The 18,170-nt window shown below is 70.1% G+C and carries 12 protein-coding genes and 2 pseudogenes; 5 read left to right on the top strand and 9 right to left on the bottom strand.

Annotated elements, in window-relative coordinates:
* Positions 1–227: 227 nt before the first annotated feature.
* Positions 228–3,065 (top strand): preprotein translocase subunit SecA, encoded by a 2,838-nt coding sequence (secA, locus tag PH203_RS43905; RefSeq protein ID WP_289927921.1) that lies wholly within the window; start codon positions 228–230, stop codon positions 3,063–3,065.
* A 126-nt stretch (positions 3,066–3,191) separates the two neighbouring features.
* Here the strand turns inward: secA and PH203_RS43900 are convergent, their stop codons facing one another.
* Positions 3,192–3,980, bottom strand: a complete 789-nt coding sequence (locus PH203_RS43900; RefSeq protein WP_289927919.1) for an Rv3235 family protein — start codon at positions 3,978–3,980, stop codon at positions 3,192–3,194.
* Between the two features lie 320 nt (positions 3,981–4,300).
* On the opposite strand from PH203_RS43900, the gene PH203_RS43895 reads away from it, so the two are divergent.
* On the top strand, positions 4,301–4,816 hold the full coding sequence (locus tag PH203_RS43895) for a hypothetical protein (protein WP_289927918.1): 516 nt from the start codon (positions 4,301–4,303) through the stop codon (positions 4,814–4,816).
* A gap of 94 nt (positions 4,817–4,910) precedes the next feature.
* Positions 4,911–5,576, top strand: a complete 666-nt coding sequence (locus PH203_RS43890; protein WP_289927917.1) for an HAD family hydrolase — start codon at positions 4,911–4,913, stop codon at positions 5,574–5,576.
* 86 nt (positions 5,577–5,662) lie between these two features.
* Here PH203_RS43890 and PH203_RS43885 read toward each other — a convergent pair.
* The 3 genes and pseudogenes from PH203_RS43885 to PH203_RS43875 all read right to left on the bottom strand — a co-directional run.
* Positions 5,663–5,788 (bottom strand): annotated as a pseudogene (locus tag PH203_RS43885) (IS982 family transposase); the annotation flags it as partial.
* 264 nt (positions 5,789–6,052) lie between these two features.
* A complete protein-coding gene (locus PH203_RS43880; protein ID WP_289927916.1) occupies positions 6,053–6,265 on the bottom strand; it encodes a hypothetical protein in 213 nt (70 codons plus the stop codon).
* A gap of 237 nt (positions 6,266–6,502) precedes the next feature.
* Positions 6,503–7,069, bottom strand: coding sequence for a DJ-1/PfpI family protein (locus PH203_RS43875; RefSeq protein WP_289927914.1), 567 nt, complete (start codon positions 7,067–7,069; stop codon positions 6,503–6,505).
* A 589-nt stretch (positions 7,070–7,658) separates the two neighbouring features.
* Between PH203_RS43875 and PH203_RS43870 the strand changes: the two genes are divergently transcribed.
* Positions 7,659–12,590 carry an NAD-glutamate dehydrogenase gene (locus PH203_RS43870; RefSeq protein WP_289927912.1) on the top strand — a complete coding sequence of 1,644 codons (4,932 nt, stop codon included), beginning with the start codon at positions 7,659–7,661 and terminating at the stop codon, positions 12,588–12,590.
* Positions 12,591–12,700: 110 nt separating this feature from the next.
* Here the strand turns inward: PH203_RS43870 and PH203_RS43865 are convergent, their stop codons facing one another.
* Both PH203_RS43865 and PH203_RS43860 read right to left on the bottom strand, forming a co-directional pair.
* On the bottom strand, positions 12,701–13,525 hold the full coding sequence (locus PH203_RS43865; protein WP_289927910.1) for an ABC transporter ATP-binding protein: 825 nt from the start codon (positions 13,523–13,525) through the stop codon (positions 12,701–12,703).
* The gene (locus tag PH203_RS43860; RefSeq protein WP_289927907.1) at positions 13,518–14,444 is read right to left on the bottom strand and encodes an ABC transporter permease; all 927 of its coding nucleotides are present in this window, start codon (positions 14,442–14,444) and stop codon (positions 13,518–13,520) included. Before PH203_RS43860 ends, PH203_RS43865 begins: the two co-directional genes overlap by 8 nt.
* Positions 14,445–14,707: 263 nt before the next feature.
* On the opposite strand from PH203_RS43860, the gene PH203_RS43855 reads away from it, so the two are divergent.
* Positions 14,708–15,334 carry a TetR/AcrR family transcriptional regulator gene (locus PH203_RS43855; protein WP_289927906.1) on the top strand — a complete coding sequence of 209 codons (627 nt, stop codon included), beginning with the start codon at positions 14,708–14,710 and terminating at the stop codon, positions 15,332–15,334.
* A 1-nt stretch (position 15,335) separates the two neighbouring features.
* Here the strand turns inward: PH203_RS43855 and PH203_RS43850 are convergent, their stop codons facing one another.
* The 3 genes and pseudogenes from PH203_RS43850 to PH203_RS43840 all read right to left on the bottom strand — a co-directional run.
* Positions 15,336–16,277: an ADP-ribosylglycohydrolase family protein gene (locus PH203_RS43850; protein WP_289927905.1), complete on the bottom strand. Its 942-nt coding sequence runs from the start codon at positions 16,275–16,277 to the stop codon at positions 15,336–15,338.
* A 45-nt stretch (positions 16,278–16,322) separates the two neighbouring features.
* A complete protein-coding gene (gene galE, locus PH203_RS43845) occupies positions 16,323–17,303 on the bottom strand; it encodes a UDP-glucose 4-epimerase GalE (RefSeq protein ID WP_289927903.1) in 981 nt (326 codons plus the stop codon).
* Between the two features lie 195 nt (positions 17,304–17,498).
* Positions 17,499–18,167 (bottom strand): annotated as a pseudogene (locus tag PH203_RS43840) (glycosyltransferase family A protein); the annotation flags it as partial.
* Between the last annotated feature and the right edge of the window lie 3 nt (positions 18,168–18,170).

The raw sequence follows: 18,170 nt of genomic DNA, 5'->3' as shown, positions 1-18,170 counted from the left end.
GCTTTCTGTGAGCGGGCGATCACAGTTCGCGCAATTCGTCTGCGGAACGCGGCACCATCCGCGACGGTCGGCCGTTGTCCCCTTTGACGGAGATTTGAAGCAGCGGGCGGTCGGCGTCACCGGCAGGCTCCCGGCGTGGCCGGGTCCTCGCATACGATGGCCGTTGCTCAGCCAAGTCAAATGGAAACCGACCGTCCCAGGCCCGACCGGCAAGGAGACCAACCCCCGTGTCCGTCCTCTCGAAGATCATGCGTGCAGGCGAAGGCAAGATCCTGCGCAAGCTGCACCGCATCGCGGACCAGGTCAACTCCATCGAAGAGGACTTCGTCGACCTCTCCGACGCCGAGCTGCGGGCGCTCACCGATGAGTACAAGCAGCGGTACCTCGATGGTGAGACGCTGGACGACCTGCTGCCCGAGGCGTTCGCCACCGTGCGCGAGGGCGCCAAGCGTGCGCTCGGCCAGCGTCACTACGACGTGCAGATCATGGGTGGCGCCGCACTCCACCTCGGCTATGTGGCCGAGATGAAGACCGGTGAGGGCAAGACCCTCGTCGGCACGCTGCCCGCGTATCTGAACGCGCTGTCCGGCAAGGGCGTCCACCTGATCACGGTGAACGACTACCTGGCCGAGCGCGACTCCGAGATGATGGGCCGCGTCCACAAGTTCCTGGGCCTGAGTGTCGGTTGCATCCTTGCCAACATGACGCCCGCGCAGCGCCGCGAGCAGTACGCGTGCGACATCACGTACGGCACGAACAACGAGTTCGGCTTCGACTACCTGCGCGACAACATGGCGTGGTCCAAGGACGAGCTCGTCCAGCGCGGCCACAACTTCGCCATCGTCGACGAGGTCGACTCCATCCTCGTCGACGAGGCCCGTACGCCGCTGATCATCTCCGGCCCGGCCGACCAGGCCACCAAGTGGTACGGCGACTTCGCCAAGCTGGTCACCCGCCTGAAGAAGGGCGAGGCCGGCAACCCCCTCAAGGGCATCGAGGAGACCGGCGACTACGAGGTCGACGAGAAGAAGCGCACGGTCGCCATCCACGAGGCCGGTGTCTCCAAGGTCGAGGACTGGCTGGGCATCGACAACCTCTACGAGTCGGTGAACACGCCTCTGGTGGGCTACCTGAACAACGCCATCAAGGCCAAGGAGCTCTTCAAGAAGGACAAGGACTACGTCGTCATGGACGGCGAAGTCATGATCGTCGACGAGCACACCGGCCGTATCCTCGCCGGCCGCCGCTACAACGAGGGCATGCACCAGGCGATCGAGGCGAAGGAAGGGGTGGCCATCAAGGACGAGAACCAGACGCTCGCCACGATCACCCTCCAGAACTTCTTCCGCCTCTACAAGCGCCACGACCACAACGGCAAGGAACAGCCCGGCCTCTGCGGCATGACCGGTACGGCGATGACCGAGGCCGCCGAGTTCCACCAGATCTACAAGCTCGGCGTCGTCCCGATCCCGACCAACCGGCCGATGATCCGCAAGGACCAGTCGGACCTGATCTACCGCACCGAGGTCGCGAAGTTCGAGGCGGTCGTCGACGACATCGTCGAGAAGCACGAGAAGGGCCAGCCGATCCTCGTCGGTACGACGTCGGTCGAGAAGTCCGAGTACCTCTCGCAGCAGCTCAGCAAGCGCGGCGTCCAGCACGAGGTGCTGAACGCCAAGCAGCACGACCGTGAGGCGACCATCGTCGCCCAGGCCGGCCGCAAGGGCGCGGTGACCGTGGCGACCAACATGGCCGGCCGTGGTACCGACATCAAGCTCGGCGGCAACCCCGAGGACCTCGCCGAGGCGGAGCTGCGTCAGCGTGGCCTCGACCCCGAGGAGCACATCGAGGAGTGGGCTCATGCCCTGCCCGCCGCCCTGGAGCGCGCCGAGCAGGCGGTCAAGGCGGAGTTCGAAGAGGTCAAGGACCTCGGTGGCCTCTACGTCCTCGGCACCGAGCGGCACGAGTCGCGTCGTATCGACAACCAGCTGCGCGGTCGTTCCGGCCGTCAGGGCGACCCGGGCGAGTCCCGCTTCTACCTGTCGCTGGGCGACGACCTGATGCGCCTGTTCAAGGCCCAGATGGTCGAGCGCGTGATGTCGATGGCGAACGTCCCGGACGACGTGCCGATCGAGAACAAGATGGTCACGCGCGCGATCGCGTCCGCCCAGTCGCAGGTCGAGCAGCAGAACTTCGAGACGCGTAAGAACGTCCTCAAGTACGACGAGGTCCTCAACCGCCAGCGTGAGGTCATCTACGGCGAGCGGCGTCGCGTCCTGGAGGGCGAGGACCTGCACGAGCAGATCCAGCACTTCATGGACGACACGATCGACGCGTACATCAGCGCGGAGACCGCCGAGGGCTTCGCCGAGGACTGGGACCTCGACCGGCTGTGGGGCGCGTTCAAGCAGCTCTACCCGGTGAAGATCACCGTCGAGGAGCTGGAGGACGCGGCTGGTGACCGGGCCGGTCTGACCGCCGACTTCATCTCCGAGTCCATCAAGGACGACATCCACGAGCAGTACGAGGCGCGTGAGACGCAGCTCGGCTCCGAGATCATGCGTGAGCTGGAGCGCCGGGTCGTGCTGTCGGTCCTCGACCGCAAGTGGCGCGAGCACCTCTACGAGATGGACTACCTCCAGGAGGGCATCGGCCTGCGCGCGATGGCGCAGAAGGACCCGCTGGTCGAGTACCAGCGCGAGGGCTTCGACATGTTCACCGCCATGATGGAGGGCATCAAGGAGGAGTCCGTCGGCTACCTGTTCAACCTGGAGGTCCAGGTCGAGCAGCAGGTCGAGGAGGTCCCGGTCGAGGACGCCGCGCCGTCGCTGGAGAAGCAGGACTCGGTTCCGGCGCAGGCCGGTGCGCGTCCGGAGATCCGCGCGAAGGGGCTGGATGCTCCGCAGCGGCGGGATCTGCACTTCTCGGCGCCCACCGTGGACGGCGAGGGCGGTGTCATCGAGGGCGAGTTCGCCGACGACGACGAGCCCGTGCGGTCCGAGGCGGACGGGCTCACGCGGGCGGAGCGGCGCAAGCAGTCGCGGGGACGTCGGCGCAAGAAGTGACGGTCGTCTGCGACGCCGTGGCGGATTGAGCGGCTGAGCGAGCGGATTGAGCGGATCGGAGGGCCGGGCCACCTTTGGGTGGCTCGGCCCTTTCGTGTGTGTGGACGTCTCTGCCGGGCCCCTGCGTCAGTCGTCGGCCGCGCGGCTGCGGCGGGGGCCGCCCAGCTCCACCGCTGTGCAGCGCCAGCGGAGGTCCTGGCCCTGTTCCAGGCGGAAGGCCATGGCGCGCAGCTGGTCGCCGGCGCCGATGCGGGCGAAGGCCTCCAGCGCGCCGTCCCGGGGGACGTAGTAGCCGATGTCGCGGACGACGGGGCGGGTGCCGCGGGTGCGCAGAGGGCCGCGTTCGGCGAGCTCGGCGAGTTCGTCGTAGGCCTGGCCGACGGTGTGCCGGAGCATCGAGTGGACGGGGCGCTGGCCGCTGAGGACCGCGAGGAGGAGCTCGGCGAAGTGGTCGGTGGGGCTGAGCTGGGGGACGGGCCTGCGGGGCGTCTGGGCGGGGACGACGGGGGCGTCGAGAGGCCTTGTGGGGGCCGTCGTGCGAGTCGCCGGGGCGGGCCTGCCGGCTGCGGGGATCGCGTCGGCGGTGGTGCGGCCCGCAGGGGCTGAGCCGGAAGGTGTGCGGGTGGCAGAGGGCGAACCGGCGGATGTGCGGCTTGTGCGGACCGATCCGGTGGTCGGGCCGCCTGTGTGGACCGATCCGGTGGCCGTGCGGGCGGAAGGTGTCGGTGGGCGGTTGTCGGTGGGGGAGGTGTTCGTGCGGGGCGGGGACGCGGGTGGGCGGCCCTCTGGGGTGGCCGTGCGGGGCGTTCCTCCGGACGGGGTGCGGGGCGGGGTGGCGCCGGGGCGGCGGGGGTCGCGACGGGCCGGCGGGCGGGTGCCGGGACGGTGCTGTGCCCTGGTCATGACCTTGTTCATGGGGTCCCCGTTCGATGCGCCCAGGTTTATACCGGGCAGTAACTTTCTTGGATGGGGATCTTGTACGGGGTCCTGGGCGGCAGCGGCAAGGAAGCGGCGGCCCGTGGCGAGGGGCCGGAATGTTCACTTATCCGGGTGAGGGGCGAGGGAAGGAGCCCAAGGCCACGGGGGCCCGCAGGGTGAGTTTCCGTACGGGGGTGGACGGCTCCGGGCCCGCTGACGGGGACTCGAAAGGGGACGCCCGCACGTATCCTGAAGGCGCTCCGGGCGGGGTCTGCGAGGCCCTGAGCCCTCCGTTCCGACCACGAAAGCGGCAGCCCATGCGCGTCTACGTCCCCCTGACCCTCTCCGGTCTCGCCGAGGCGTACAAGACGGGTGAGCTGGGTTCCGGACCGCTCCTCGCCTACGCCGTGACGCCCGCGTTGCGCGAGTGGTACCTCTCCGACGACATCGAGGAGCTGGAGTACGCCGCGCTGAACCGGGCCGCGCTCGCCTCCCTGCGGATGCTGGCAGCCGATGCCGAGGCGGTGCGGCGCCGGGTCGTGGTCGCCGTCGATGTGCCCGACCGTGCGGCGCACGCCGATCCCGACCGCGGGCTCGACCCTGCGGCGCTCGGTGAGGTCCGGGTCGACGGGGTGGTGCCGCTGGCCAAGGCGGCCGCGGTGCACGTCGACGCAGGTGACGCCGAGGCGGATGTCACCGCGGCGGCGGAGGCGCTGGACGCGGCGGACGGCGGGGACGACGACGCGCAGTTCGTGGTGGACGGGGCCGAGGACCATGAGCTGCTGTGGTTCGCCACGCAGGAGATCCCGAATCTGGTCGGGCTGGGCGACTGAGGGGTCCGCGCCTGGCCGTGGGTGGTCGCGGGGTGCGGCGCCTTTCTGAGCTGCGGGTCTCTTGATTGTCAGTGCGGGCGGGTACGTTTTCGGCATGGGGAAGCAGACGGGCGCGCACATTGTCTGGGACTGGAACGGGACGCTGTTCCACGACATCGACGCGATCATCGGGGCGACGAACGCGGCGTTCGGTGAGCTGGGGCTGGAGCCGATCACGCTGGAGCGGTATCGGGCGCTGTACTGCGTGCCGGTGCCGAAGTTCTACGAGCGGTTGATGGGGCGGCTGCCCACCGAGGCCGAGTGGGCGGTGATGGATGAGACCTTCCATCGGTACTACACCGAGCATCGGGTCGGGTGCGGGCTGACCGTGGGGGCGGCCGAGCTGCTCGCGGAGTGGCGGTCGGCGGGACGCAGTCAGTCGATCCTGAGCCTGTACGGGCACGAGGAGCTTGTGCCGCTGGTGCGCGGGTTCGGGATCGAGCCGCACTTCATACGCGTCGACGGGCGGACCGGGCCTTCCGGGGGTGGCAAGGCCGAGCACATGGCGCGGCATCTTGCGGCGCTGGGCGGGGTGGATCCGGGGCGGACGGTGGTCATCGGGGACGCGGCGGACGATGCGGTGGCGGCTCGGCACGTGGGGGCGCGGGCTGTGCTGTACACGGGGGGTTCGCACAGTCGGGCCAGCCTGGAGGCGGTCGGGGTGCCTGTGGTGGACACGCTGGCGGAGGCCGTGGTGGAGGCGGAGCGGTTGGCGGCTTAGCCGTGGGGTGGGCTGTGGGGGTGGGTTGTGAGGTTGCCCTGGGTCGGGCTGAGGCGCGGGTGGGTGCGTAGCCCGGCGCGACGGGGCCCGGACTGCTGCGGCAGATACGGGAACATCCCGGCTAGGTGCGTGCGTGCGTGCCGTAGCCGGCGCGCCTCGGAGTGGAACCTAGGCAGCGCCTGCGAGACCGTGAGCGTGACCAGTTCAGCATTCACGCGACGATCTTGAACTCCTTAGCCGGTCGTCAGGCGCTGGACGGTGCGGCCGTCGCGTGGCGGGCCGCCATGATGTACTCCACCGCGTTCAGGAGGAGGACGGCGGCCGGCTCCGCCAGCACGTACAGCCGAAGACGGCCAGGTGCGCCGCGCAGCCCCCGTACAGCAGGGCTGCCACCGGTAGGTGGAGATGGTCCGCCGGGTGGGCCACGGCCTCGGCCATGCCTACCGCCACGGCGATGATCGCACCGATGAAGTCGGTCAGCGGGTCAGCGGGCCGACGGCGAGGTGCGGGGCGGTCGTGACCGGGACGCTGATCGCGACGACCGACTTCATCGGCGCGATCGTCGCCAGCAGCCCGAACCGTTCGGTCAGGTGGCCGACGTCGAATGCGACGCGCATCAGCACCGTGCGGGTCAGCCGGGGCGAGGCGAGGTCGACGGCCCGGCCGGCGTCCACAGCGCACGCGGGCAAGGCCGTCGAGGAATCCGGCTGGCCAGGCCGGCAGCAGCGGGCCGGTGACCACCACGGACACGCTTACCGGGGTGACGGCAAGGTGCCCGCGAGGGAAGACCAGGGCCGCGAGGATGACGCGTGCGGCGAGGTAGGCGGCGTCGGAGAGCACTCCGAGGTCGTCGAAAGTCCCGGGGGCGGCCAGAGCCATGAGCAGACGGTCCCTGGACGGCGGACGTGCCCCCGGCGCGATCCCTCTTACGTCACCGGTGCCTTCGCCCTCAGGATCGTCAGGAACTCCCGCATCCACCGTGAGTGGTCCGGCCATGCCCGGGATGACACCAGCGTGCCGTCCACCACCGCCTCCGCGTCCTGGAAGGTCGCGCCGGCGGCCTGCATGTCGAGTTCGAGGGCGGGGTACGCCGTGACGCGGCGGCCGCGGAGGCCGTCGATCGCGGCGGTGAGCAGGGGGCCGTGGCAGATCTGGGCCACCGGTTTGTCCGCGTCGAAGAAGGACTTGAGGATCTTGCGGAGTTCGGGGTCGTTGCGGAGGTACTCGGGGGCGCGGCCGCCGGGGATGACGAGGGCGGCGTACTGGCCGGGGTCGACCTCGGAGAAGGCGAGGTCGGCGGGCCAGGTGTAGCCGGGTTTTTCCGTGTAGGTGTCGAAGCCCGGTTCGAAGTCGTGGACCACGAAGCGGAGCTTCTTGCGGGCGGGGGCGGCGATGTGGACGTCGTAGCCCTCCTCGCGGAGGCGCTGGTAGGGGTACAGGACCTCCAGTGACTCTGCTGCGTCGCCGGTGACGATCAGGATTTTGGCTGTCATGTCGGCAACGTGCATCCGCGGAGCGGACTTGCCAAGGGGGCCGGTCGGCATTGGATGCCGGGCGCTTCGCCGGACACCCTTCGGGACGCACCGCCGCACACCCCGCCGTACACCTCGCCGATCCCCGTCTGGATGCCCCCGCACGACATCCCAGCCGCCGCTCCTGTGCAGAACGTCAAAGTTCCACCCCCAGTTTTGTACACATACGGCTCATGACGGGCCCCCTGTAAGGAGCGATAGCCTTGTGGCGTGATCAGCGCGATAGCTCGCGGGGGCACCGTTGCCCCTGCCCTGCGCCCGGAGAGCACGGACGACATCCGTGACCGGGCGGCGGTCGCTGGTCTTCGCGGGCGGGGCGGGGCCTTCAAGGTCGCCGGGACGCCGCGCACACCCCGGGTCCAGGCGTCGCAGAGAGCAGCGTCACACCCGTCGGGCGCGTCGAGAATGGCTGATAACCCCCCGCTCATCTCACCTTGCGGCATAGCGTCGGAGCAGACCGGAGACCCCGGGCCGTGGCGTCGAGCCGCAGGGGAAGAGACCGTACTTCCTTCTACGTCACGCAACGGCGCGCGACAGGAGCCAGAGGACAATGCAGACCAAGCTGGACGAAGCCAAGGCCGAGCTGCTCGAAAGGGCCGCCCGGGTAGCTGAGAACAGCCCGGTCGGGGGGCACCTACCGACCGGGACGACGGATGAGAGCACCCCGGACCGGGAGACCGTGCTCGCATTCCTCCAGCGCTACTACCTGCACACCGCCCCGGAGGACCTGAGCGACCGCGACCCGGTCGACGTTTTCGGAGCCGCGCTTTCCCACTACCGGTTGGCCGAGAACCGGCCACAGGGCACGGCCAATGTTCGGGTTCTCACCCCCACCGTGGAGGAGAACGGGTGGCAGTGCAGCCACTCGATCGTCGAGGTCGTCACCGACGACATGCCCTTCCTCGTGGACTCGGTCACCAATGAGCTGACCCGTCAGGGCCGTGGCATCCATGTCGTCATCCACCCCCAGGTCGTCGTCCGCCGCGATGTCACCGGCAAGCTCATCGAGGTGCTCGCCCAGCGGCCCAGCGGCGAGCTGCCGCACGACGCGCACACCGAGTCCTGGATCCACGTCGAGATCGACCGGGAGACGGACCGCGCGGACCTGAAGCAGATCACCGCCGATCTGCTGCGTGTCCTGTCGGACGTCCGTGAGGCCGTCGAGGACTGGGAGAAGATGCGGGACGCGGCGCTGCGGATGGCCGAGGAGCTGCCCACCGAGCCCGTCGCCTCCGACCTGCGCGAGCAGGAGATCGAGGAGGCCCGCGAGCTGCTGCGCTGGCTGGCCGCCGACCACTTCACCTTCCTCGGCTACCGCGAGTACCAGCTCCGCGACGACGACTCCCTCGCCGCCGTCCCGGGAACCGGCCTCGGCATCCTGCGCTCCGACCCGCACCACGCCGACGAGGACAGCCACCCCGTCAGCCCCTCCTTCGAGCGGCTGCCCGCCGACGCCCGCGCCAAGGCGCGCGAGCACAAGCTGCTGGTGCTGACCAAGGCCAACAGCCGGGCGACCGTGCACCGGCCGTCGTATCTCGACTACATCGGTGTGAAGAAGTTCGACGCGGACGGCAACGTCGTCGGTGAGCGGCGCTTCCTCGGGCTGTTCTCCTCGGCTGCCTACACCGAGTCGGTGCGCCGGGTTCCGGTCATCCGCCGCAAGGTGGATGAAGTGCTTCAGCGCGCCGGGTTCTCGCCCAACAGCCACGACGGGCGCGACCTGCTGCAGATCCTGGAGACCTACCCGCGCGACGAGCTCTTCCAGACCCCGGCCGACGAACTGCAGGCCATCGTCACCTCCGTGCTGTATCTGCAGGAGCGGCGGCGGCTGCGGCTGTACCTGCGGCAGGACGAGTACGGGCGCTACTACTCCGCGCTCGTCTACCTCCCGCGCGACCGGTACACCACCGGCGTACGCCTGAGGATCATCGACATCCTCAAGGAGGAACTCGGCGGCATCAGCGTCGACTTCACCGCCTGGAACACCGAGTCGATCCTCTCCCGGCTGCACTTCGTGGTCCGGGTCCCGCAGGGCACCGAGCTGCCGGAGCTCTCCGACCTCGACAAGGAGCGCATCGAGGCCCGCCTCGTCGACGCCGCCCGCTCCTGGGCCGACGGCTTCTCCGACGCGCTCAACAACGAGCTCGGCGAGGAGCGCGCCGCCGAACTGCTGCGCCGGTACGGCAATGCCTTCCCCGAGGGCTACAAGGCCGACCACACCCCGCGCTCCGCGGTCGCCGACCTGGTCCACCTGGAGAAGCTCAGCGAGGAGAACAACTTCGCGCTGAGCCTGTACGAGCCGGTCGGCGCCGCCCCCGAGGAGCGCCGCTTCAAGATCTACCGCAAGGGCGACTCCATCACCCTGTCCGCCGTGCTGCCGGTCCTCAACCGCCTCGGCGTCGAGGTGATCGACGAGCGGCCGTACGAGCTGCGCTGCTCGGACCGGAGCGTGGCCTGGATCTACGACTTCGGGCTGCGCATGCCCCGGTCGCAGAACGGCTCCGGGGACTACCTCGGTGACGACGGCCGCGAGCGCTTCCAGGAGGCGTTCGCCGCGACCTGGACCGGCCTGGCGGAGAACGACGGCTTCAACGCCCTCGTGCTGAGCGCCGGTCTGGGCTGGCGGCAGGCGATGGTGCTGCGGGCGTACGCCAAGTACCTGCGGCAGGCGGGCTCCACGTTCTCGCAGGACTACATGGAGGACACCCTCCGCAACAACGTCCACACCACCCGGCTGCTCGTCTCCCTGTTCGAGGCCCGGATGTCCCCGGACCGACAGCGTGCCGGGCACGAGATCGTGGACGCCCTTCTCGAAGAGCTCGACGCCGCCCTCGACCAGGTCGCGAGCCTCGACGAGGACCGGATCCTCAGGTCCTTCCTGACCGTCATCAAGGCGACCCTGCGCACGAACTTCTTCCAGGAGGCGCTCGGCGGCAAGCCGCACGAGTACGTGTCCATGAAGTTCGACCCGCAGGCCATCCCGGACCTGCCCGCACCGCGCCCGGCGTTCGAGATCTGGGTCTACTCGCCGCGCGTCGAGGGCGTCCACCTGCGCTTCGGCAAGGTCGCGCGAGGCGGTCTGCGCTGGTCCGACCGGCGTGAGGACTTCCGTACCGAGATCCTCGGCCTGGTCAAGGCGCAGATGGTGAAGAACACCGTCATCGTGCCGGTCGGCGCCAAGGGCGGCTTCGTCGCCAAGCAGCTGCCCGACCCGGGCGTGGACCGGGACGCGTGGCTCGCCGAGGGCATCGCGAGCTACAAGACGTTCATCTCGGCGCTGCTCGACATCACCGACAACATGGTGGCCGGTGAGGTCGTGCCGCCCGCCGACGTCGTACGCCACGACGAGGACGACACCTACCTCGTGGTCGCGGCCGACAAGGGCACGGCGACGTTCTCGGACATCGCCAACGGGGTGGCCGAGTCGTACAACTTCTGGCTCGGTGACGCCTTCGCCTCCGGTGGTTCGGCCGGTTACGACCACAAGGGCATGGGCATCACCGCGCGCGGCGCCTGGGAGTCGGTCAAGCGGCACTTCCAGGAGCTGGGCGTCAACACGCAGGCCGAGGACTTCACGGTCGTCGGCATCGGTGACATGTCCGGTGACGTGTTCGGCAACGGCATGCTGCTCAGCGAGCACATCCGCCTGGTCGCCGCCTTCGACCACCGGCACATCTTCATCGACCCGAACCCGGACGCGGCCACCTCCTACGCCGAGCGCCGCCGCGTCTTCGAGCTGCCGCGCTCCAGCTGGGCCGACTACAACGCCGAGCTCATCTCCACCGGTGGCGGCGTGTTCCCCCGCAGCGCCAAGGCCATCCCGGTCAACGCGCACATCCGCGAGGCCCTCGGGATCGACGGCAAGGTGTCCAAGATGACGCCGGCCGACCTGATGAAGGCGATCCTCCAGGCGCCGGTGGACCTGCTGTGGAACGGCGGCATCGGTACGTACGTCAAGGCCTCCACCGAGTCCCACGCGGACGTCGGCGACAAGGCCAACGACCCGATCCGCGTCGACGGCGCCGATCTGCGCGTCAAGGTCGTCGGCGAGGGCGGCAACCTCGGGCTCACCCAGCTCGGCCGGGTCGAGTTCGCCCTCCACGGCGGCAAGATCAACACGGACGCCATCGACAACAGCGCGGGCGTGGACACTTCCGACCACGAGGTGAACATCAAGATCCTGCTCAACGGCCTGGTCGCGGACGGCGACATGACCGTCAAGCAGCGCAACAAGCAGCTCGCCGAGATGACCGACGAGGTCGGCCGTCTCGTCCTGCGCAACAACTACGCGCAGAACACGGCGATCGCCAACGCGCTCGCCCAGTCCAAGGACATGCTCCACGCCCAGCAGCGCTACATGCGCCACCTGGTCCGCGCGGGCCTGCTGGACCGGGCCCTGGAGTTCCTGCCCACCGACCGCCAGATCCGCGAACGCCTCGGCGCCGCACAGGGCCTGACCGGCCCGGAGACGGCCGTCCTGCTGGCGTACACGAAGATCACGGTCGCCGACGAGCTGCTGCACACCTCGCTCCCGGACGACCCCTACCTGCGGGGTCTGCTGCACGCGTACTTCCCGAGCGCACTGCGCGAGAAGTTCGCCGAGCACATCGACAGCCACCCGCTGCGCCGCGAGATCACCACGACCGTGCTGGTCAACGACACGGTCAACACGGGCGGTACGACCTATCTGCACCGGCTGCGCGAGGAGACCGGGGCCTCCCTGGAGGAGATCGTCCGGGCGCAGACCGCGGCCCGCGCGATCTTCCGCTCGGCCGTGGTGTGGGACGGGGTGGAGGCCCTCGACAACCTGGTCGAGGCCGCCGTACAGACCCGTATCCGGCTGCACTCGCGGCGCCTCGTCGAGCGCGGCACCCGCTGGCTGCTCAACAACCGGCCGCAGCCGCTCCAGCTCGCCGAGACCGTCGAGTTCTTCGCCGAGCGCGTCGAGCAGGTCTGGGCGCAGCTGCCGAAGCTGCTCAAGGGTGCGGACCTGGAGTGGTACCAGCGGATCTACGACGAGCTGACCGGCGCCGGCGTCCCGGACGAACTCGCCACGCGCGTGGCCGGGTTCTCCTCCGCCTTCCCGACGCTGGACATCGTCTCGGTGGCCGACCGCATGGGCCGGGACCCGATGGACGTCGCCGAGGTCTACTACGACCTCGCCGACCGGCTGCGGATCACCCAGCTCATGGACCGCATCATCGAGCTGCCCCGCGCCGACCGCTGGCAGTCCATGGCCCGCGCCTCCATCCGTGAGGACCTCTACGCGGCCCACGCCGGCCTGACCGCCGACGTCCTCGCGGTCGGCAACGGCACCTCCACCCCCGAGCAGCGCTACAAGGCCTGGGAGGAGAAGAACGCGGCGATCCTGGGCCGGGCACGCTCGACCCTGGAGGAGATCCAGAGCTCGGAGGCGTTCGACCTCGCCAACCTGTCGGTGGCGATGCGGACCATGCGCACCCTGCTGCGCACGCATTCGTAGCCCGTACGACGAGAAGGGCACCCCGGGCCGTGATGGCTCGGGGTGCCCTTTTGAACCTTGCCGAGGAGCCTGGTCTGTCGGACGTGGGTGTTGCAGTCCGAGGAACTGGGCTAGACGGCGACCTTCGGCTTGGGTTTCGGCTTGGCCGCCTTGTCCCCGGTGAAGGCCTCGTACTCCTTCAGGACATCCTCGGTGGGGCCGTCCATGCGCAGCTCGCCGCGCTCCAGCCACAGCACCCGGTCGCAGGTGTCGCGGATGGACTTGTTGTTGTGGCTGACCAGGAAGACCGTGCCGGCGTGCTTGCGCAGCTCGCGGATGCGCTGCTCGGAGCGTTTCTGGAAGGAGCGGTCGCCGGTGGCGAGGGCCTCGTCGATGAGGAGGACGTCGTGGTCCTTGGCGGCGGCGATGGAGAAGCGGAGGCGGGCGCCCATGCCGGAGGAGTACGTGCGCATGGGCAGGGTGATGAAGTCACCCTTCTCGTTGATGCCGGAGAAGTCGACGATCTCCTGGTAGCGCTCCTTGATCTGCTCGCGGGACATGCCCATTGCGAGACCGCCGAGGTAGACGTTGCGCTCGCCGGTCAGGTCGCCCATCAGGGCCGCGTTCACGCCGAGGAGGGAGGGCTGGCCGTCGGTGTAGATGGCGCCGCTCTCCACCGGGAGCAGGCCGGCGACCGCCTTGAGCAGGGTCGACTTGCCCGAGCCGTTGGTGCCGATCAGGCCGATGGCCTCACCGCGGTAGGCGACGAAGGAGACCTTCTTCACGGCGTGCACCTTGCGCACGCCGGCCGCCTTCTCGGTCTGCTTACGGCGCAGGATGCGGTTGAGGGCGGCGGTGGCGGAGCCCTTGCCGGCTCCGGTGCCGTTGACGCGGTAGACGATGTCGACGTTGTCGGCGACGACGGTCGGGACGTTCTCGTCGGTGTTCTCAGCCACGGCCGTACGTCTCCTCAGCCTTCCAGAAGTAGATGAAGCCGCCGACCCCGGCGAGCAGCGCCCAGCCGGCCGCGATCGCCCACACGTGGTGGGGCAGCTGGCTGGAGTGGAAGCTGTCGATCAGGGCGAACCGCATCAGGTCGATGTAGATGGCGGCGGGGTTGGCCTGCAGGACCGGGCCGACCCAGGACGGCAGGTCGTTGTGCTTGCTGAGCAGGTGGTCGATGCTCCACATCACGCCGGAGACGTACATCCAGGTGCGCAGGATGAACGGCATCAGCTGGGCGATGTCCGGGGTCTTGGCGCCGAGCCGGGCCATGATCATCGAGACGCCGGCGTTGAAGGTGAACTGCAGGACCAGCACCGGGACCGCCAGCAGCCAGGACGCCGAGACCGGAATGCCGAAGCAGAGCAGGATGACGACCAGGGCGGCCATCGAGAACAGCAGCTGCTGGAGCTGCTGGAGGCAGAAGGAGATCGGCAGCGCGGCCCGCGGGAAGTGCAGGGCGCGGACCAGGCCGAGGTTGCCGGAGATGGCCCGGGTGCCCGCCAGGATCGAGCTCTGCGTGAACGTCCAGATGAACACGCCCGTGACCAGGAACGGGATGTAGTCCGGGACGCCCTTCTTGGTGCCCAGCAGCACGCCGAAGATGAAGAAGTACACCGCCGCGTTGAGCAGCGGGTTCATCACCTGCCACAGCTGGCCGAGCTTCGCCTGGCTGTACTGGGCGGTGAGCTTGGCGGTCGAGAACGCGGTGATGAAGTGACGCCGGGCCCACAGCTGGCGGACGTACTCGGACAGGGTCGGGCGGGCACCGCTGACCGAGAGGCCGTGGCGGGCGGCGAGGGCCGCGAGGTCGCCCTCGGCGGGAGCGGGGGTGGTCGTTGCCGGAGGCGGCGCGTTGAGGACCTGGCTCACATCCGCTGCTTTCGCTCAGGGGGTGGGGGTGCGTGCGACAAGGAGCCCGTCGTCCGGCGTTTCCTTACGCTTCTCTTCACGTTCTCTTACGTCGGGACGGGACCGTATCGTCGCAACGTGAGCGTAGGCCGAGTTGGCGTCGCAACGCAACCGTTTCGTCGTCACGCATGACGTGAGGACGGTCCCGTTTCGTCGTGACGCCGCCTGCCGGCGTTCTGCGTGGGGACGGGACCGTATCGTCGTAACGCCCTATGCTGGGCGGCATGACGACGAACGCCGACGAGCCGCAGACCCGTCCGCGCCGCCGGGCCCCCGCCGGAGCCGCCGTGCTCCGGGAGGATGTGACGGAAGCCATTCGGGCCGCCGTCTTCGAGGAGCTCGCGGCCGTCGGCTATGCGCGGATGTCCATCGAGGGGATCGCGCGCCGCGCGGGCGTCGGCAAGACCGCGGTCTACCGGCGCTGGCGCTCCAAACTCCACCTGGTGCTCGACGTGGTCTCGGCGCTCGCCGTGCAGGGCCTGCCCGCGCCGGACACGGGTGCGCTGGAGAGTGACCTGCGGCTGCTGTACGAGGTCACGTCCCGGGCGCTGCGCCACCCCGTCGCCTCGCAGATCCTCCCGGACCTCCAGGCCGAGGCGGCCCGCAACCCCGAGATCGCCGAGGCGGTCCAGAAGGCCCTGCGGGACGGCCAGGAGGGCGTCGCCAGCAAGATCATCGTCGCGGCGGAACAGCGCGGCGAGGTCCGGCTCGGCCTCGACGACGAACTGGCCCTCGATCTGATTTCCGGCCCGCTGTACTGGCGTTCCGTGGTGATCCGCAGCCCGAAGCTGCCGAAGGGGTACCTGGACGCGCTGGCGCGGGCGACGGCGGAGGGGCTCAAGGCCCTGTAGCTCAGGCCCGGACCGTGAGCAGCCGGCGGGTCAGATCCGCCAGTTCCGGCGTGCGCAGGACCCGTTCTCCGAAGCCCGGGAGCGGGACGTGCAGGACCTCCGTCCACCGTTCGGGGACGCCCTGGATGCCGTACACCGCTCCCGCGAGGGCGCCTGTCACCGCGGCGACGGTGTCCGTGTCGCCGCCGAGGTCGATGGCGGCGCGGACGGCTTCCTCGTAGCTGGAAGTGCTGCGCAGGGACCAGACCGCCGAGCCCAGGCACGGCCAGACCGCCCCATTGAACTCCGTTGCCTGGTGGGGGTGCCAGTCAGGGGCGAGGACGGTGGCGTACCGCGGACGGTGGTCGGGGTGGACGGCCGCGAGCGTGTCCGGCACGGCGGTGAGCGGGTCCGTGCCCGTGAGGGCCACGCGGATCAGTTCGTGGAGGATCGCGGTGCCTTCCCAGGCCGCGCGGTCGCCGTGGGTGAGGGCGGAGAGGCGGCGGGCGGCGTCCATCGTGGCCTCGCGTCCGCGGAGTGCGAAGCAGACCGCGGACGGGGCCGCCCGCATCAACGCGCCGTTCCCCGCGGCCCGTTGGCTGGTCTGGAAGTGCAGGGCCGCGGCCAGGTCCCAGGGGTCGCCGCTGCTCAGCACGGCCTCCGTCTGCAGGCCGATGTCCTTGGGGTCCGCGGCCGCCCAGCGCCGGAACCGGTCAAAGACGTCCGGGAGTTCGAGGCCGCCGTGCTCCAGCAGCGACTCCGCGACCAGGACCGCCATCTGCGTGTCGTCGGTCGCCTCGCCCGGCTCCCAGCCGCCGCCCCCGCACATCTCGCCGCCGTGCCCGGGGTGCGGGAAGCGGGCGGAGAAGGCGTTCTCGGGACCGAACTCGAAGGGGGCGCCCAGCGCGTCGCCGACGGCGGAACCGATGACGGCGCCCAGGGCGCGGGAGGCGGAGTCGGTCATCCGGGCAGGTTACGGCCCGCCCGCGGGGAGCCGGCGGACGGGGTGTCAGTCGCGCGCCGCCTGCGGGTGCAGCCGTACCCAGCCCTCCCACGCCGAGGTGATCATGTCCTGGACGTCGTGTCCGGCCTTCCAGCCCAGCTCGGCGGTGATGCGGTCGGCGGAGGCGACGACGCGGGCCGGGTCGCCGGGGCGGCGGGGGGTGACCGTCGGGGGCCGGTCGTGGCCCGTGACGGCGTTGATGCGGTCGATCATCTCGCGCACGGAGACGCCCTCGCCCCGGCCGATGTTGAGGGTCAGGGTGCGGCCGGGGGAGGACCGGAGGGCGCGGGCCGCCGCCACATGGGCCTCGGCCAGGTCGACGACATGGATGTAGTCGCGGATGCAGGTGCCGTCGGGCGTCTCGTAGTCGTCGCCGAAGATGCGTGGGGGCGCGTTCTCGGTGAGCTTCTCGAAGACCATGGGGATCAGGTTGAAGACGCCCGTGTCGGCCAGGTCGGGGCTCGCCGCGCCCGCCACGTTGAAGTAGCGCAGCGACGCCGTGGCCAGCCCTGTCGCACGGCCCGTCGCGCGGACCAGCCACTCACCGGCCAGCTTGGTCTCGCCGTACGGGGACATGGGCAGGCACGGGGTCTCCTCCGTGACCAGGTCCACGTCCGGCATGCCGTACACCGCCGCCGAGGAGGAGAAGACGAAGGCGGACACCCCGGCCTCGGTCACCTGCTCCAGCAGGACGCGCAGGCCCTCGACGTTCTCCCGGTAGTAGTACAGCGGCAGGTCCACCGACTCGCCCACCTGCTTCTTCGCCGCCAGATGCACCACCCCGGTGACGGCGTGATCGGTGAGGACGCGAGCCACGCGCTCCGCGTCCAGGGTGGAGCCCACTACGAGCGGCACCCCGTCCGGCACCCGCTCGGCGATCCCGGTCGACAGGTCGTCGTACACCACCGCGCGCTCGCCCGCCTCGGTCATCGCCCGGACGACGTGCGCCCCGATGTAGCCGGCACCGCCGGTGATCAGCCAGGTCATGTGCGGACGTCCCCTCGTCGGTTCGCGGTGCATCGGTGCATCGGTTTCGGTTCGGCGGTGCGGCGGTTCGGACAGGCACCGGTATCAGTGAATCAGGCGGCGGAGGCGATTGCGGACGACATCGACAACTCTCCGTGCGCGAGAGGGTGCGAGCAGTGGCAGCCCCGGCCGGGCGCCTTGCGGTGCGTGCCCGGCGCGCACCGCCTCCGCGAGCTCCGTCCGCCCGGCGGCCAGCAGGATGTCGCACGCCAGCGCGTGCGCCTCCGCGAGCGCCCGCGGGTCGTCCGTGGCGCCCGGCGGCCGGTGCGGTGCGCACACCCGCGCCGGTACCAGCGCGATGTGCGGGCTCGCGGCCAGCACGCGCGCGTGGAAGACGACCTCGCCGTACGCGAAGCGGCCCTCGGGGAAGCGGATGCCGTTGTCGTGCAGAAAGCCGGTGCGGTGGAGCTTGTTGCCGCACGCGGTGTCGTGCACCAGGAGCGGGCGCTGCGCGGGGAGCGCGCACAACCCGCTCGCGACCTCCGCGCGCGCCCCCAGTAGCGCCTCCACCGCGCCGGGCAGCAGCACGTCACCACCGTCCAGGAACATCACGTACGGCGAGGTGACCCGGTCAAGCCCGGTGTTGCGCGGGCTGCCGCGGCCGCCGCTGTGCACCCGGCGGCGCAGCACGCGCACGCGTGCGTCACGGGACGCGAGGCGGGCCAGCAGTTCCGGTCCGCCGTCCGTGGAGCAGTCGTCGACGACGAGCACCTCGCGGACGGCCGGCCCCTGCGCGAGTGCGGAGCGCACGGTGGCCGCCACGCGCGGGGCGTCGTTGTAGCCGGTCACGACGACGCCGACCTGCGGGGGCTGAGGGTCGTCCAAGGC

It is taken from the genome of Streptomyces sp. S.PB5 (assembly GCF_030403745.1).
Taxonomy (GTDB): Bacteria; Actinomycetota; Actinomycetes; order Streptomycetales; family Streptomycetaceae; genus Streptomyces.
The sequence above is the reverse complement of the archived record's forward strand: the minus strand, read 5'-3'. Positions and strand labels throughout refer to the sequence as shown.